Annotated in this window: 13 protein-coding genes; 1 reads left to right on the top strand and 12 read right to left on the bottom strand. The window is 38.4% G+C overall.

Annotated features, from left to right (window positions below):
* Positions 1–111: 111 nt before the first annotated feature.
* The 7 genes from QFZ78_RS00175 to QFZ78_RS00145 all read right to left on the bottom strand — a co-directional run bounded on the left by QFZ78_RS00175 (position 112) and on the right by QFZ78_RS00145 (position 7,550).
* Positions 112–561: a hypothetical protein gene (locus QFZ78_RS00175; protein WP_307544298.1), complete on the bottom strand. Its 450-nt coding sequence runs from the start codon at positions 559–561 to the stop codon at positions 112–114.
* A 586-nt stretch (positions 562–1,147) separates the two neighbouring features.
* On the bottom strand, positions 1,148–1,663 hold the full coding sequence (locus QFZ78_RS00170) for a hypothetical protein (RefSeq protein ID WP_307544296.1): 516 nt from the start codon (positions 1,661–1,663) through the stop codon (positions 1,148–1,150).
* 479 nt (positions 1,664–2,142) lie between these two features.
* On the bottom strand, positions 2,143–2,832 hold the full coding sequence (locus QFZ78_RS00165; RefSeq protein ID WP_307544294.1) for a hypothetical protein: 690 nt from the start codon (positions 2,830–2,832) through the stop codon (positions 2,143–2,145).
* Positions 2,833–2,933: 101 nt separating this feature from the next.
* Entirely contained in the window at positions 2,934–3,542 is a 609-nt protein-coding gene (locus QFZ78_RS00160) for a hypothetical protein (RefSeq protein ID WP_307544292.1), read from the bottom strand.
* 46 nt (positions 3,543–3,588) lie between these two features.
* Positions 3,589–4,386 (bottom strand): hypothetical protein, encoded by a 798-nt coding sequence (locus QFZ78_RS00155; RefSeq protein WP_307544290.1) that lies wholly within the window; start codon positions 4,384–4,386, stop codon positions 3,589–3,591.
* 288 nt (positions 4,387–4,674) lie between these two features.
* The gene (locus tag QFZ78_RS00150) at positions 4,675–5,499 is read right to left on the bottom strand and encodes a hypothetical protein (protein ID WP_307544288.1); all 825 of its coding nucleotides are present in this window, start codon (positions 5,497–5,499) and stop codon (positions 4,675–4,677) included.
* Between the two features lie 275 nt (positions 5,500–5,774).
* On the bottom strand, positions 5,775–7,550 hold the full coding sequence (locus tag QFZ78_RS00145; protein ID WP_307544286.1) for an ankyrin repeat domain-containing protein: 1,776 nt from the start codon (positions 7,548–7,550) through the stop codon (positions 5,775–5,777).
* Positions 7,551–7,963: 413 nt separating this feature from the next.
* Between QFZ78_RS00145 and QFZ78_RS00140 the strand changes: the two genes are divergently transcribed.
* Positions 7,964–9,127 (top strand): stalk domain-containing protein, encoded by a 1,164-nt coding sequence (locus QFZ78_RS00140; RefSeq protein WP_307544284.1) that lies wholly within the window; start codon positions 7,964–7,966, stop codon positions 9,125–9,127.
* A 290-nt stretch (positions 9,128–9,417) separates the two neighbouring features.
* Here QFZ78_RS00140 and QFZ78_RS00135 read toward each other — a convergent pair whose 3' ends face one another.
* The 5 genes from QFZ78_RS00135 to QFZ78_RS00115 form a co-directional block, all read right to left on the bottom strand.
* The gene (locus QFZ78_RS00135; protein WP_307544282.1) at positions 9,418–10,311 is read right to left on the bottom strand and encodes a stalk domain-containing protein; all 894 of its coding nucleotides are present in this window, start codon (positions 10,309–10,311) and stop codon (positions 9,418–9,420) included.
* 66 nt (positions 10,312–10,377) lie between these two features.
* The gene (locus QFZ78_RS00130) at positions 10,378–10,671 is read right to left on the bottom strand and encodes a hypothetical protein (protein ID WP_307544281.1); all 294 of its coding nucleotides are present in this window, start codon (positions 10,669–10,671) and stop codon (positions 10,378–10,380) included.
* 153 nt (positions 10,672–10,824) lie between these two features.
* A complete protein-coding gene (locus QFZ78_RS00125; protein WP_307544279.1) occupies positions 10,825–11,151 on the bottom strand; it encodes a hypothetical protein in 327 nt (108 codons plus the stop codon).
* A 55-nt stretch (positions 11,152–11,206) separates the two neighbouring features.
* Positions 11,207–12,094, bottom strand: a complete 888-nt coding sequence (locus QFZ78_RS00120) for a hypothetical protein (protein WP_307544277.1) — start codon at positions 12,092–12,094, stop codon at positions 11,207–11,209.
* A gap of 220 nt (positions 12,095–12,314) precedes the next feature.
* Positions 12,315–13,835, bottom strand: a complete 1,521-nt coding sequence (locus tag QFZ78_RS00115; protein ID WP_307544275.1) for an S-layer homology domain-containing protein — start codon at positions 13,833–13,835, stop codon at positions 12,315–12,317.
* Between the last annotated feature and the right edge of the window lie 134 nt (positions 13,836–13,969).

The raw sequence follows: 13,969 nt of genomic DNA, 5'->3' as shown, positions 1-13,969 counted from the left end.
GTTTAGAAGTATCGCGGTCAGACATTCATTACCGAAAGAAAACAGGCGCCGATTCGAGCAAAAGTGGTTGCATTGGGGAAGCAAAACTGGTTGCACTTCCCCATTTGTGTATTAAAAGAATTCTTTAAAGAAATTGCTCAAAGCACGATTCAAGCCGGTTTTTTTGGTTGTTTTCCGTGTTCGCGTATTCTTCTTTGGTTGCACCTTATTTCTTATCGGCTTATTCGTTTGATTTTTTTTCTTTTCTTCTAGGGTTTTGACTGCTGTTGCTTCTTTATTGTTTTTTATGTTCATTGTACTATTAAAACCCCAACTAGATTCTCCATTTTGAAGTGTTTTTCGAATGATATAACCGCCCTTTTCAAGCTCGGTGAGTCCCATCTTAATAGAACGATCACTATCAATTTGACTCATTTTCTTAATCATGCCCATGGTTAGATCCAGTTCTTCATTTAAGAAAATCATATTGAAATAGAGTCCCTTGGCTTTAAGTGAAAGCTGATTATCTTTTAATATCGCATTTGTTAATAGAAGAATTTCAACATTTTCGTTTTCACCCATATGTTTTCCCTCCATCAAATAACTTTACCCTAATCATTTAATGATATATTTTTATTAGACCCAAAGAAACCACTCTATCATTAGGAGTGGCTTTTGGCATATGTATGTAAACGAAACATGTATTTAGAACCCTTATTCTGCGAAGTAAAGAAACGTCAGAGCTTGCTGCAGCAACAAATATATAAAAGCCCGAAGGATCATCCTTCAGGCTTTAGTTCGTCTAACAGGAGAACTAAACTCATCAAGCAGAGTAATCTATCTTTTTTGGTTTTGCGCGTAACTCATCTCGTATCTCGATAAGTACAACGTAAATCTTCCATAAGATCACGATGAGAACACTCGCACAAATTGCTCCGATAATTGCGGCGATAATAAAATTATTTGAAATAGAATTCAATAGTCCCATCAACGTCATAATAAGTAACCCCTTTCCGTCCTAATCGAAACCGCTCTCTTCCCCTCATCGCTTCCGACTTATTGTTCGGACATGCTGCTATTATATCCGGAAGCTAGGCAAAGCGGATGCAACGTTATAGAAAATATTTGTAATCAAACGATAAAAAAGCACCCAAATTGGAGGCGTATGTTACTTGTTTGGATTAATCTTTGTTGAAAGAGTTGTATTGTCATCAGTACTTATTACTACTTTTTGAGCCTTATATGATTTTTGAGTCTGGTCATTTACAAAACCAAGCACAGTTGAAATAATATTTGGAGCTTTGTTCGGATCAGCTGATGATTTTACTACAACAGTAATTACTGTTTCTTGCTCTCCAATTTCGACGTTATAATCTTTAATTAAGTCGTACCAAGTGGTTTTGTACCCTTCTATGCCAAAATTCTCATCTACATATTTCTTCAACGCAGCTTTAAATTCATTCTCTTTGCCTGAGTTATCCACTTTCTGAGGAGCAGGAGATGGAGTCTGCTGCGGAGTTGAATTAGCTACAGCTTTAGGTTGTTCACTCGGTTTGACACTATTTGTTGGTGTACTTGCCTGTGTTGAAACCGTGGATGTTACGTCGTCTTTAGAACCGCATGCTGTCAGTCCTAAAGCAAATGTCGAAATTACTATAAACACCTTTAAATTTTTCAAAATCATTTTATCCCCTCTCTAATACATAACAAAAAATATAGCACGATTTGGTTATTTATGGAATAAGGGATTCGGGATGGACATAAGGCGAAATTGATGTAGACTAAACGTACTCCTATCTTATGTCCATCTTGATGAGCTGCTCCGTGTCTATAAGATTGGCTGTTTCGTCTTTTTTTTCGCTTTCAAGTATTGGGAAGTGGACCTCCAAGTTACTTCATATTTAATTTTATCAAATTAGAATTTTACGTAAATAAAATGAAAGGCCGGCATCCCATAGATGCCGACTTCTTCTATAAAACGATACTGCCGCGCAGTGCGAGGATCCTAATGGATGTATGTTCTTGTCCTCTTATAGGGAACTAAAATTACAGCAAGGTAAGCATTTTTTCTGATTTGATCTGCTGCTGTTAAAACGAATTATCTGGACGGTTTTGAGTCTTGGTTAAGTCCCCACGGTGGTCGTTTTTAGTGAGCCCCCAGTATTACGGTTTATCCCCTAGTCCAATGACAGAAGCGAAAAACCCTCTATTGTCATGTTTAAGGATAACAATAAACGTACCGTGTTTCACTGGTTTTGAACTAATCCCCAGTGATTTATATGACTCATCAACCGCCGCGTAGTATTCTACTAAACGGTCTGCTAAAGCCTTACTTTCGTATTGAATAATGTCTCGATTTTCATCAACTTTATACTCTTTTACCTTTATAGCATCCGTTGGAATCGATTTTTGAACTTCCGCCATTGCTTCATCTTTAGTTCTTCGCGGCTTCTCGGTGGCTTCGAATTGGAGAGTTACGTTATGGGCTATCTTTTCCGATTCCGTGTACATAACAAGAATCCTGCCCTTGTTATACGCGGATAAACTTGTATCAGGGTTATTTTCGTTTTTGCCATAATTTTTTTCAATTGCAGTCAGTGTATCACCAAGACCACCTGATTGCGTTAACATTGGAAGATCATTTTTAGGTTGTTCTTCTGCATGTTTCGGTTGCTCCGATTGTTTTGGAGACTCTACAGGATTAGGGGGTTCTTTTGCTGGTTCACTTGTTGCAACTTTTGCAGCTGCTGGCTGTTCTCTTGGTTGCGAGTTGTTCGCGCACCCAGCTAGTACTAAAAAGACAATCACTGAGACTATCCATTTTTTCGCAAATGGCTTCTTAATTTGATACATACTGTCTACCCCTCATCTTATGTAAGTTAATACAGGAATACTAGATTTCAAGTGAAAATATGGGTGTTTCCCGGCCATTGAATGGCCGGTATTTATTAGGACTAGTCGTCAATTTTCGAAAATGGTTTTCCTGTGAGATACAATGCCCCGAAACAGAACAACATAGTAGAACCGAGCGATCCAAGAATATCAAAACTTTCTGATTCTCCAAAATATGAATTTAACCCACTAATCCACGTTAGAAATGCCACAACACACATAATTATTCCAATAATCCGTCGTGTGCGAGAGTACTTATCTTGGTAATTAATGTTCAGTTTAATATTCTCTACTTTTTTGTTCATCATTAAACCAAAAAAGAGCCAAGTTAATCCTGCTATCAGGAGGGGCATAATACCCCATATTTTTATATGAACATTATCTATCTGATCAAGATAACCAAATAGGTTATATGCTACAATTGGATATCCAAACCAAATCACAAAATACAGACCGAAACGAATATACATTCTCATTTTAAATAGCCGAAATAACGCCCGGAACCCCAGAATGACTCCTAAAATGATAGCTATAATCATGCCCCCACCGCGCATAGATAGATCCCCCTTGCCCCTCGATAAATTGTATCCGCAGACACCCCGCCGATCGCGGCTGCTGATTTGCCTGATTGTTTTTACCAGGCAGTTCACCACGGGGATTTTTTTCCACATGAAAAAACCTGCTTTGTGGGATGCAGGTCGGATGCACGTTTGTACTCTATATTTCTCGAATGCTCAAAATGCGGTCAGCCCCGATACTGACCTCTTCTTTTAAGTAGATCATGGGGTTGTTATCGTCGCACCCCTGGAAGTGAAACAGAAGTTTCTCAAACGCCGCGGTGATCAACTTACTTTTCGCTTCATCTGAATCTTCGGTGTCAAACGTGCTCGCATCGAGTTCAGAGAATAAAGCCTTGAATGTAATCACGGACGGGGTCGCACGAGACTTCCACGCTTCCTCTAAGTCTCCCGACAAAAAAATATGACGCCCAATGTCCAAGACAAACTCGGGACATTTGAGCATTTCTTCAACATCATCGATTGTTTCGGGGTTGTCGCCAAACAAAAAACCATTGATGCACCGATCCCCCGTCATGCGGAGATTCAAATGGCCCGAGGAAACCTTGCAGTCTCCTCTGCGAATGGAAAGGGAATTATTATCCTCCACCAAAAGGTCAATGCCGAAATCCCGCAAAAAAGCTTTAAACGGCGTTTCGATAACGAAAAGATCCTTTAGGCTCAACATGCCATGGTCGTAAAAGGATTGGGGGTCCAAGATTGCCGACACATGACTCACGGTAATCCCATCAATCGAAAGGTTGTCGATCTCCATCTGGAAATGCTCTGCAATGTCTTCAAATGCCAAATTATCATAATAAATGCCGTTGCCTTTTGTTGTGATGCGATACTGCTGACTCTGCACAAAATCATGTATAGCTGGCGTGGACACCTGTAAAATGTTTGCAAGTGATTCCGTTAGTTGCTCAATGGAACTTCCATTTATAAGCTTTTCCATTCCGAACTCCTCTCTTATCGCTTACCTCATGCGGCTCCATACGAAGATTTATAACGTCCTCATCAGGCACAATATCTGGTCTTACCATTGCAATAAAAAATATCTTTTGAACTTTTTTTAAAGTTAAATTAAACAATAATATGAGTCCTATAATAGCGATTATGTAAACATTTTAATGAAGTGGTGCGTCCAACAAGCTTCTTATCGCAAGTTCAGGTTTATCTCGAGCTTTTGCCGCAAGAATTTCAATCCTCGCTCAGCATAACGGGCAGTTTATTTTGCTGGAGTTTATATTTCTAGTGCCGCGCGCAGCCGTTCAACAACTTCTGGTTTGTGAATCGGCAGATCCATAGAGCTGCCGGAATAAATGACGATGGGCAGACCATCAGGATGATGAACCGGCTTGAATTTGAAAATTCGATGCCCCACCTTGCCCTTTTGTCCCATCAAGAAAACAGGTTCTCCTTCCATTATGAATGTCTCCGGAAAACTCTCTAAAACATGCGCCCAAGAAAGACCAATCCCTAGAATGTGTTTGACGAGTCGGCGTGCTGATATGTCTTCCATTAAGCCGATTGCAAGCTGGGTGGAGATCAGATCGCGAAACCAATCTTCCCGAGCAACATAGCCTGACTTCCATCGGTCGGAATGGAAAGGGAAAAATTCGATCGTATGCAAGAAACCTGCGTCACCAATTAAGCTTTTAACCTGATTCATTTTTTTAAGCCGCCAGTGTCTAGGTCCGAGCACTTTATCATAATGGCTTTCTCGCTCGTGGAACTCGGCTTTGCTCCACCCCCTAGTATGGCGATCACGGATGACCTCGTTCCAGAGTCGCTTCGCGTCCGGATATGGATACCCATTGAACAAGTCGGTAACATGCTTCTCTTTAACAGGTCCCGGATTGAGCAGCGGCATAAACACATCGTCTGTCATATCTTCGGTGAGATAGCCGTAAAAGGGCTGGGGAAAAAGCTCCAGACGGAAATGTTTTATAAATTTCTGAGGTACTGCAGCAAACTGTTTCCCCGGGTCGTACAAGTCGAGATTTGATTGTCGCTCAAACTCTCTGTTCCAATGTTCCATCACGTTGTATATAGCCGGTGATGACAAAATATATCGCTCCTTTTCTCTATCTACCATTAACTTTTCATATGATGGACTGCCTACCGGCTTTCCGCTCGTACCTGAAGGCACCAGCTATGCTTCATATAGTCCAACATTAGAATTAAGCTGCTACAAAACTGAAACCACAATTAAAAGCCATGAAACATCAATGAAGAACCTGCGCAGTGTATCAGGTTCGGATTGGGCCAGCTCTACCATGGACACACCTCTGCTATGTTTTTTCGACGAGTTACTATTCAAACGGTTGCAGTACGTTTCTCTTATCTATCTTTTTCTTTTAAGTATACTCTTAAGTCCTTATACATGGTTTGACTTTTTATTATTTCAGCTGCGTTTCCGTAGGTTGATTGAATATAGGGGTCTGCTTCATTATCCAAAAGGAACTTAGCAATTTCCACGTTGCCCTCCGAGTAGAGATTAAGATTTGAATAAAGGGCTGTTTTACCGTGAATATCATAACTATTTACATTTGCTTTGTACTGAACCAATAGTTTTACAATCTCAAAATTATTACTACTTGCAGCATCTATTATTAATGATCTTTTATCGCCAGCTTCGAACACAATATTAGGATCTATCCCCTTATTTAGCAGAATACTAACAATCCCAGCTAATTCTTTTGATTGTCCTTTCATTTGGGATCTGGTAATAATATTTAGGGAATTCAAGTTATCAGATCTTTTATAATTTACATCTGCACAAGCATCCAGGAGTGCTTGAACCATTTTTAGATTTCCTAGAATAACAGCAGACATGAGCGGTTTGTAATCGCTATAACCAATGCCAGAAATATATTTGCCGTTATTCGGGTCAGCGCCTTTTTTTAATAAGGTAATGACTTGATCTGTAGCATTTTTTTTAATGGCTTGAGCAAGTTGTTCTTCTAAATTTTCTCGTACAGGTTCTCTCGTTGCCTGCGATACTACTGGTTGGCTGTTTACAGAACTAGAAGGTTTAACTGGATTTTCCGACACCTGTGTTCCTACAGGTGCTATTTGTTTATTTGGTGGTTGAACGTTTTCAGGCTTATTTACACCTGTTACTTGTTCCTTTACGGGCGTTGATGATAAAGATGATGGAATCTTGCTTGACTCTTCGACCTTTACCGTAGGTTGACTGTTTTCAGATTTGGTATCAGTCATTGGTAGGTTTGATGTATTCGCGGAAGGCATAACTGAAGCCTCGATTTTTTGTTGTGCTGTGTTGCTTTGTTCATTCAAGTTAACATGTGAATCATTAGCAACAGGTGCTGAAGTCTGGTTCATAGTTAGTTTGCTTTGTTTTTCGGTAAAGAAGATGGAGAGTAATATAAGGAAACAAACAAAAGAGCCTAATGATATAAGTTTGTAGATCCGAATGCTTCTGTTTAACTTATCTTTATTGCCAACTAAAGTTTTTTGTTCCTGTTGTGCAGCAAGTAGCTTTTTATCAAATAGTTCATGAATTTGATCGTGAGAAAGAACGTTATTGGCAGCAAGTAGGGACTGATCCCTGCGACTACGAATTTCTTCAGCTGATAGATACTCCTTCTGCAGACGAATCAATTCGGATTCTACATTCTTGAATTGTTGTTCATACTGCTTCGATAACCAACTCAATTGATCTTTTAGATCAATTTCTGAATTCTGTTTTAGCGGGAGTTGATAGGACAAGATCTTTAATGAAGAATCCCCGTATACTCTAAAAAACCAAACAGCTAATTCATACGCCTGTATCAGTAATGATTGTGATAACTCAAAAGAGTCTGTAAATTCATGATGAGCCGGATTAGAATCCATACGTAAACGATGCAGTATATTTACCACTTCGGTTGGTATAACACCCTCTTTTGAAAGTGTATTAATACGGGATATTTGGTCTTGATGTGTATCCCGGATTCGCTCTTTCGCGAAAATATATTTTGTTAGTAATTCTGCGAAGACCCGAACTTTCATTTGAGTTGTATGAGTATCCTGATAAATGTTTTTCTCTGCCTGTGCTCCAAGAGTAGCTAGTACTGGCCACTTCTCTTGTAGAAAAACAAAGTTGCTGTCCATTGCAAACTTCCCCCGATTGTTTCAAGTTAACTTTTATTTTCACTATTCCATGCACCTAGTTTTCAAAAATTAGTTATTAGGTCATAAGAACTATACTACATGTGGAGAATGATAGAATGCAATACAATAATTACCTAATTCGGAGGTGATACAATACGAGAATAAATCGGTTACCTATTCCATTCTGGCGTTATCAGCGAAAGCAGTGTATCCCTTTGCATCAGTTCAGCAGAAGCCTTCTAATCTATGCAGATCATCGATAAGTCCTTTCCACCCTCAGTGGGATTCGTGTGTTAAACGGCTCTCAGATAGTTCTAGGAAGCCAAAAACGGAATGAATGGAACTTTATAGTAGGATGCTCGTAATAACCTATGATAGCATTAGTTTTGTAACTGACACTGGGAGGGTTAAGGTTGAATTTAAAACGAAAGATTCTTACGGCAACATTATCCTTGGGACTAGTATTCAGTTTGGCGCCAGTCGTTAGTGCTGATAGCACGGCTCCAAATGTATTCATCGATGGAAGACAAATATCATTCGAAGTTCCACCAACCATCGTAGACGGGTCAACACTCGTTCCGATGAGAAAAATTTTTGAAGAACTCGGCTCAGAAATTTCGTGGAATGGTGATACTCAAACCGTTAAGGCTGTTAAAGGAGAAACATTAATTACATACACCATCGGGCAAAAATCTGCCACTAAGAACTCAGAAGAGCTTAATCTGTCTGTTCCAGGTGTCATTATTGATGGTTCAACAATGATGCCTTTGCGATTCGTAGGTGAAGCACTTGGCGCAACGGTTGGATGGGAAGGAAACTCGAGAACAGTCACAATATCATCAGCAAAAAAGGTCAAAACGACCGTTTCCTCTGTTGTTGATGGCGATACGATAAAAATCGATTGGAATGGTAAAACCGAAAGCATTAGACTCATAGGAGTCGACACACCGGAGACTGAGCACCCGAATAAACCAGTCCAGGAGTATGGAAAAGAAGCTTCTGAATTTACAAAAGCGCAACTAACTGGGAAGACAGTATATGTCGAAGTTGATGTTGATCAGCGTGATCGTTATGGACGACTCCTCGGATATGTTTATACGGAAGATAGCGTGATGTTCAATGCAAGGTTAGTCGCGGAAGGTTACGGTCAGGTAGCTACGTTTCCACCAAATGTCCGTTGGGTTGAATTATTTAAATCATTACAGACTAGCGCGCGAAATAACAGTCTAGGTCTTTGGCAATCAGTTGATTCTGCGCCGAAAGCGGTTAGTCTTGGGGATATTGTGATAACTGATGTTGACAAGGTAAATGAAGTTGTCACGATCTCAAATGTTGGATCGGCTGATATAAACCTTACTGGATGGAAAGTCATAAGCGTGACTGGTAATCAAACGTATACTTTTAACTCTGATTTTATTTTGAAGGCTGGCGCGAGTGTTAAGCTAACTAGTGGATCAGATGCAACGACTACAGACAATAATTTGCTTTGGACAAAGTCTAATATTTGGAACAATACGTCTTCAGATCCAGCTGAATTGTATGATAACGAGGATACATTAGTAAGCTCATTCGAGTGATGCAATAATATTTTCGTAATTAATCGATAAGAGACTATAACGAAACCCGCTCCTTTCTTTTGAGAAGCGGGTTTTTTATATGGAGTATTTTCCTTTAATTACTTGAATCCCGAACACTTCGCTAAACATCTTTCTGGATTATATTGTGAAGATGCGCCAGATTATCAACACCATCCTAGGAACCTCGATTTCCTGGACGGACCGGTTTTAAGCTTTCCAATCCCACTCAACCCATTTTGTGTCACAGGATGAAGGCTTTTTATTCACCAAAAGGGATGCGAAAAGCACCCTTAGTGTTTTGCATATTTTTCTTTTAACTCTTTTAGTTTCATATTTGGTTGATCTAAATTCATTTTTAGTGGACTATTTCCATTAAACTTTCCATCATCATTTAGATTAATTAATCCAACATCAAAAGCAGCTTGGACCATATTTCCCCATGCTCCAGGCATATCGGCATAATCTTTAATGGTTGAATTCTCATTTCTTTCATATGAGTATGGAAGATTTAAGACCGTAGTCAATGTTATTGCGTATTCAAATCTTGAAACTGTTCGCTCAGGTCTAAAATTATGATCTTCATATGCATACATAAGCTTATTCTGAATAGCAGATGCAATGTCTTTGTAGAATGGGTTATCATCCGAGACGTCTAGTAATTCAGCATTCGCTTTCTCATCAAACAGTCCCAATGACCTTACTAAAAATCTACTGACTTCTGCCCTCGTTACATCCTTCCCTAAAGTTATTCCTTTCCCTTTAATATCTATTCTTCGATTATTGCCATCCCATGAAATTTGATTTCCGCTAGATTCGCCAATAAATCTTAATGGAACTAATGTGCTACCATTTACTATCATCGGGGGAACTTCAAGTATTATAGTTTTTCCATTTACAGTAGCACTCGTATTTCCAATTTTCATTTGGATGTTCAAGCCATCTTTTCTTCCAATAATCGTTTTAGTTATTTCATCCCAACCTACACTTAAGCCTAGTGTTTCAAATATTGTTCTCACTGGAACTAATGTTGTACCATCTTGTATAATAGGCGCGACTTCAAAGTTAAGTTGCTGCCCGTCTATTGTTACCACAATAGGATTTTCTACAGCCATTGCCATATTTGAAAAAGAAAAAATTACTAGTAGAGAAGAAGCAATTATCAATTTATTAATTCTTTTTTTCATCTTTTTTTCCCCTCACAAAAATAAACTTTATTTCGTAATAAAACTGTCCATTCTTTATTTTATTAATCATTTTTTAACTGTGGCTGTAACTTTAACACTTGAAGAGGACTCAATTTTATTATCACTTAATAAAAAAGTAATTATTCCACCAACGATTATGGTCGCTCCAATTAGAAATCCATAATTTGAGTTTTGCCGTGATTGCGCTGCTTTATCAACGACTGTAGCTCCAAATAAAGACGACGTAGATCCCTCTTTGCGAGGTAACACTTTAGTTGGAACTGTAGCATTTAAGAATGAGAATATCTCTATTGCAATAATAATTGATAGGATTATCGCGGATAAGCTTCTCTTAGTCAAAAAAAAACCTCCTTAACTCCGAATTCCTTTTCTTCTTTAAACTTGCATTTCTCTCATATAGAATATTGCATACTTATTTGAGTTACAACTAAATCAACAAAAATTTAGAAAAAAGTCCCTAAACCCATGATATTCTTACTATAAAACTGCCTTTTATGATAATTCTGGATCATAACCCAATTCAACTCTTGCCATAATAGGAATATCGTCATCCTCAAAGAGTTCACCTAAAGAATCATAAAATAGCACTTCAACCTCAATTTCCTCATCATTCACTAAATTCAATCTATAAACTTTTTTATGTACTACATATGTCTGCTTATCTGTTAAATAGATGGTAAAGGTTGCTTGATAATCTGCAAATTCACCCTCCTTTTTCTCTATTAGGAATTTCCCTTTGAAAGTTATGATATCTGTTTCGCCATCTAAAAAACCACCAACGCGAATAGTACTCAGTACTACATCTTCGTATTCTGCCAATTAGAACACTCTCCATTCACCTATGGTTAATGCTGTCCTATCTGATTGCGTGTCATTAAACTTTATTATTTTTTACATCAACCAATTGGTTCTCCAGAAACATGAATAATCCATCTAATTGTTGAACCGATGCTATATTTTCGAATTTTCTCATAAACACGTTGCAAAATTCCAGAAGTTTAAAATCTTCAGTGATAAATGCAATGCCATTTTCAGATCTCATCAGAATTTTTATTAAGAGGAATTTTCGATGTTTATGATATAGGATAAATTTTTTATCCCATTTGCCCTCTTGCCACTTTGAAAATAGGATTTCCGCATAATGATCATAATTTAATACTTCTGAGACCTTTTGCGGGACTACAATATGATCCATGAGGATATTAACTAATATCTTATTCTGATACTGTTCATAGTGAAATTCAAGAGAATCACCCACTTCCATGTATGTATCTCGATGCCATTTATATATTTTTAAATCTACATATTTATTTGAAAAATCAAATATATTTTCAGAATTCTTGATATCTTTTAAGAGAGCACTTGGTTTGAAGGAGAGTTCTTTAATTTTTATCTCGAATACAAAACTCAAATCTTGTGACCTATTAGCTCGATGAACTTCCTGAAACCAAGCATAGAGTTCTTGCATTTTGTACATAACGTCTGCTTTTTGTTTATTGTCTTCGTAGGCAAAAGTTTTTACTTCTACGACTGCATCTTCATCTAATAAATCATCTCTGAAAAGTGCCTCTGGCTGCTTGTTTGTCTCTCCACCGATTCTTTCTATATCCAGAATTTTTTTAAATTCATAATTTGTCCCTGAAATTTTGTTAATTGACTCAATCAAGAGTTTGGCCTCTACTATATCATACTCTTTGGATTGTTTGATAACTTGCTGTTCTTTCAATATATCCAGTAAAATAATCATTCGATCTTGCTTCATTGCCTACCTCCAATTTTATTTTACACATGTTAATATCATAGCATATTTTTCCATTTTTATTATGTTTGCATGCCCCTATCCGCTCTCTCGATCGCGATTTTCACTATTTAGACCTACTAATTAAATTCGAATATATGTAAGATATTATAGGGTGAGTATCTTGTTAAAAAACTATGAGAATAATTTTTATACGCATGAATATTTCTTATTTACATAGCGCTTATTGATGGATATTAGGGTCGAGTTTCGACTGTAACAGTCGAACAGGTTTACCACCAAAATCGCTTGATTGATCATAGTCTATAGAGAAAACACCGTTAGTAGAGTACAAGTCCCCTTTCGGAATGACAAAAGCTGTAATATAGTCCTGCTCTTTCAAGGTTTCAAATTCATGTCCCAGATAGTTAATTTCAATCGCAGCATCCCCTCCTTTCGAGACTGAGTAAGCAGGCTCCAAAGCAAGAAGAGTATCTGGATCACTCGCATACGCCGTTTTCAGATCAACATCCTTTGGCTCAATACGGCTACTAGGCGAAAATCTACCAAATTGATAATTTGGAGAAATCCCATATTTCTTACTCACCTTAATGTGATTCAAGCCTAAGATCACATATGATTCACTAGGAATCCACTTACGTTTATGATCCCAACCCCTCCACATTAAATCATCCGGGACAAGCTTTCGGTTCGGATCGTTCAGGTCCGACATATCTACGACGACCAATTGCTTAATCTCGTTGACAAAATTACCGTCATCCGCGGTGAATTTCATTCTGTCAGCCTTGAAGTCATTTCCTTTGAACTCACCGATGCCATTCGAGAAATATCGCGGTAGCATTGTGACGATATTCGTCTTGTGCCAGTTGATCTCTGCCGTCGATAGCGCATATTTATCAGCCTTGAGCTGCTTTCCGTTATTAAATTGTTTTACACGAGCAAGAACAGCGAGTGCCTGAGCTCGGGTGGTTGCATCATCAAGGGCTATATCCCCTGCAGCTTGTCCTGTAAGCAAGCCTCTTTTAAAAACTTCATAAATCATTTGTTCTCTGGGAAGTATGGTTTTGGCATGAATACGATTTAGTGCTCGATCAAGTTGCTCAATTCCTCTTTGCACATAGTCTCGTAGGGCGCTTGCGCTATACGTTACATTATCGGTGCTTAGTTCATTGCGAATGGTCGGTAAATAATCAGTTAATTTCTGCTTCATTTCCTCTAACGAACTCGCGTCCTCCAGATGGCCATGGATATCGATTTTTAACAGCGGATTTAGGTTTCCGCTTTTGATACTGTCAATAAAGTTCCGTTTCTCTTCATTTCGAAGTTCTTCTTCGATTCCTTTTTCCGTTGCACGAAAAAGTGTAATGGCCATGTCGTTGCGAAGAAGCGGCTCGTTCCAATCATGAGTGTAATCATCTTGATAAATCCCGACGGATCTTGCAGTTGTGATATAAGGTTCATACCATTGCGTTGTCGGATTCGAAGATAGTACTGACAAATTCATGGATTTTACCAGTAGCGTCATAAATTCAGCGCCCGTAATACCTTGATTAGGTCGGAACGAATTGTCGTCAAAACCTTTAAGTAAACCATCATTAAACCCTTCATTTATGTACTCTATAGCCCAGTGATTTTGGGGTACATCAATAAAGATTGGTGTTGTGGATGCCGCCCAAACGTTTGGAGATACGAGTGTTGCAAATGCAATGATCGTGACCAGAAGTAGTTTAGTGAACCGTATCATATTGCGCTCCCCATCTATATGTCATAATTGTTATTCACATACTTATTTCAATAAAACGTAATACCCTTCCATGTTTCGACAGCACTGCCCGTAGCGTAGCGAGCACGTCGAGCCAATTTCATTCTCGATTATGC

It is taken from the genome of Paenibacillus sp. V4I5, assembly GCF_030817255.1.
Classification (GTDB): Bacteria; Bacillota; Bacilli; order Paenibacillales; family NBRC-103111; genus Paenibacillus_E.
Note: the sequence above shows the minus strand (reverse complement) of the source record. Positions and strands in the feature narration are given on the sequence as shown.

Coding starts and splice junctions, on each gene's coding strand:
- QFZ78_RS00145 (WP_307544286.1), bottom strand. CDS start 7,550: ATGGACAGCAACTTTGTTTTTCTACAAGAGAAGTGGCCAGTACTAGCT.
- QFZ78_RS00165 (WP_307544294.1), bottom strand. CDS start 2,832: ATGTATCAAATTAAGAAGCCATTTGCGAAAAAATGGATAGTCTCAGTG.
- QFZ78_RS00120 (WP_307544277.1), bottom strand. CDS start 12,094: ATGAAGCAAGATCGAATGATTATTTTACTGGATATATTGAAAGAACAG.
- QFZ78_RS00160 (WP_307544292.1), bottom strand. CDS start 3,542: ATGTGGAAAAAAATCCCCGTGGTGAACTGCCTGGTAAAAACAATCAGG.
- QFZ78_RS00155 (WP_307544290.1), bottom strand. CDS start 4,386: ATGGAAAAGCTTATAAATGGAAGTTCCATTGAGCAACTAACGGAATCA.
- QFZ78_RS00135 (WP_307544282.1), bottom strand. CDS start 10,311: ATGAAAAAAAGAATTAATAAATTGATAATTGCTTCTTCTCTACTAGTA.
- QFZ78_RS00115 (WP_307544275.1), bottom strand. CDS start 13,835: ATGATACGGTTCACTAAACTACTTCTGGTCACGATCATTGCATTTGCA.
- QFZ78_RS00170 (WP_307544296.1), bottom strand. CDS start 1,663: ATGATTTTGAAAAATTTAAAGGTGTTTATAGTAATTTCGACATTTGCT.
- QFZ78_RS00175 (WP_307544298.1), bottom strand. CDS start 561: ATGGGTGAAAACGAAAATGTTGAAATTCTTCTATTAACAAATGCGATA.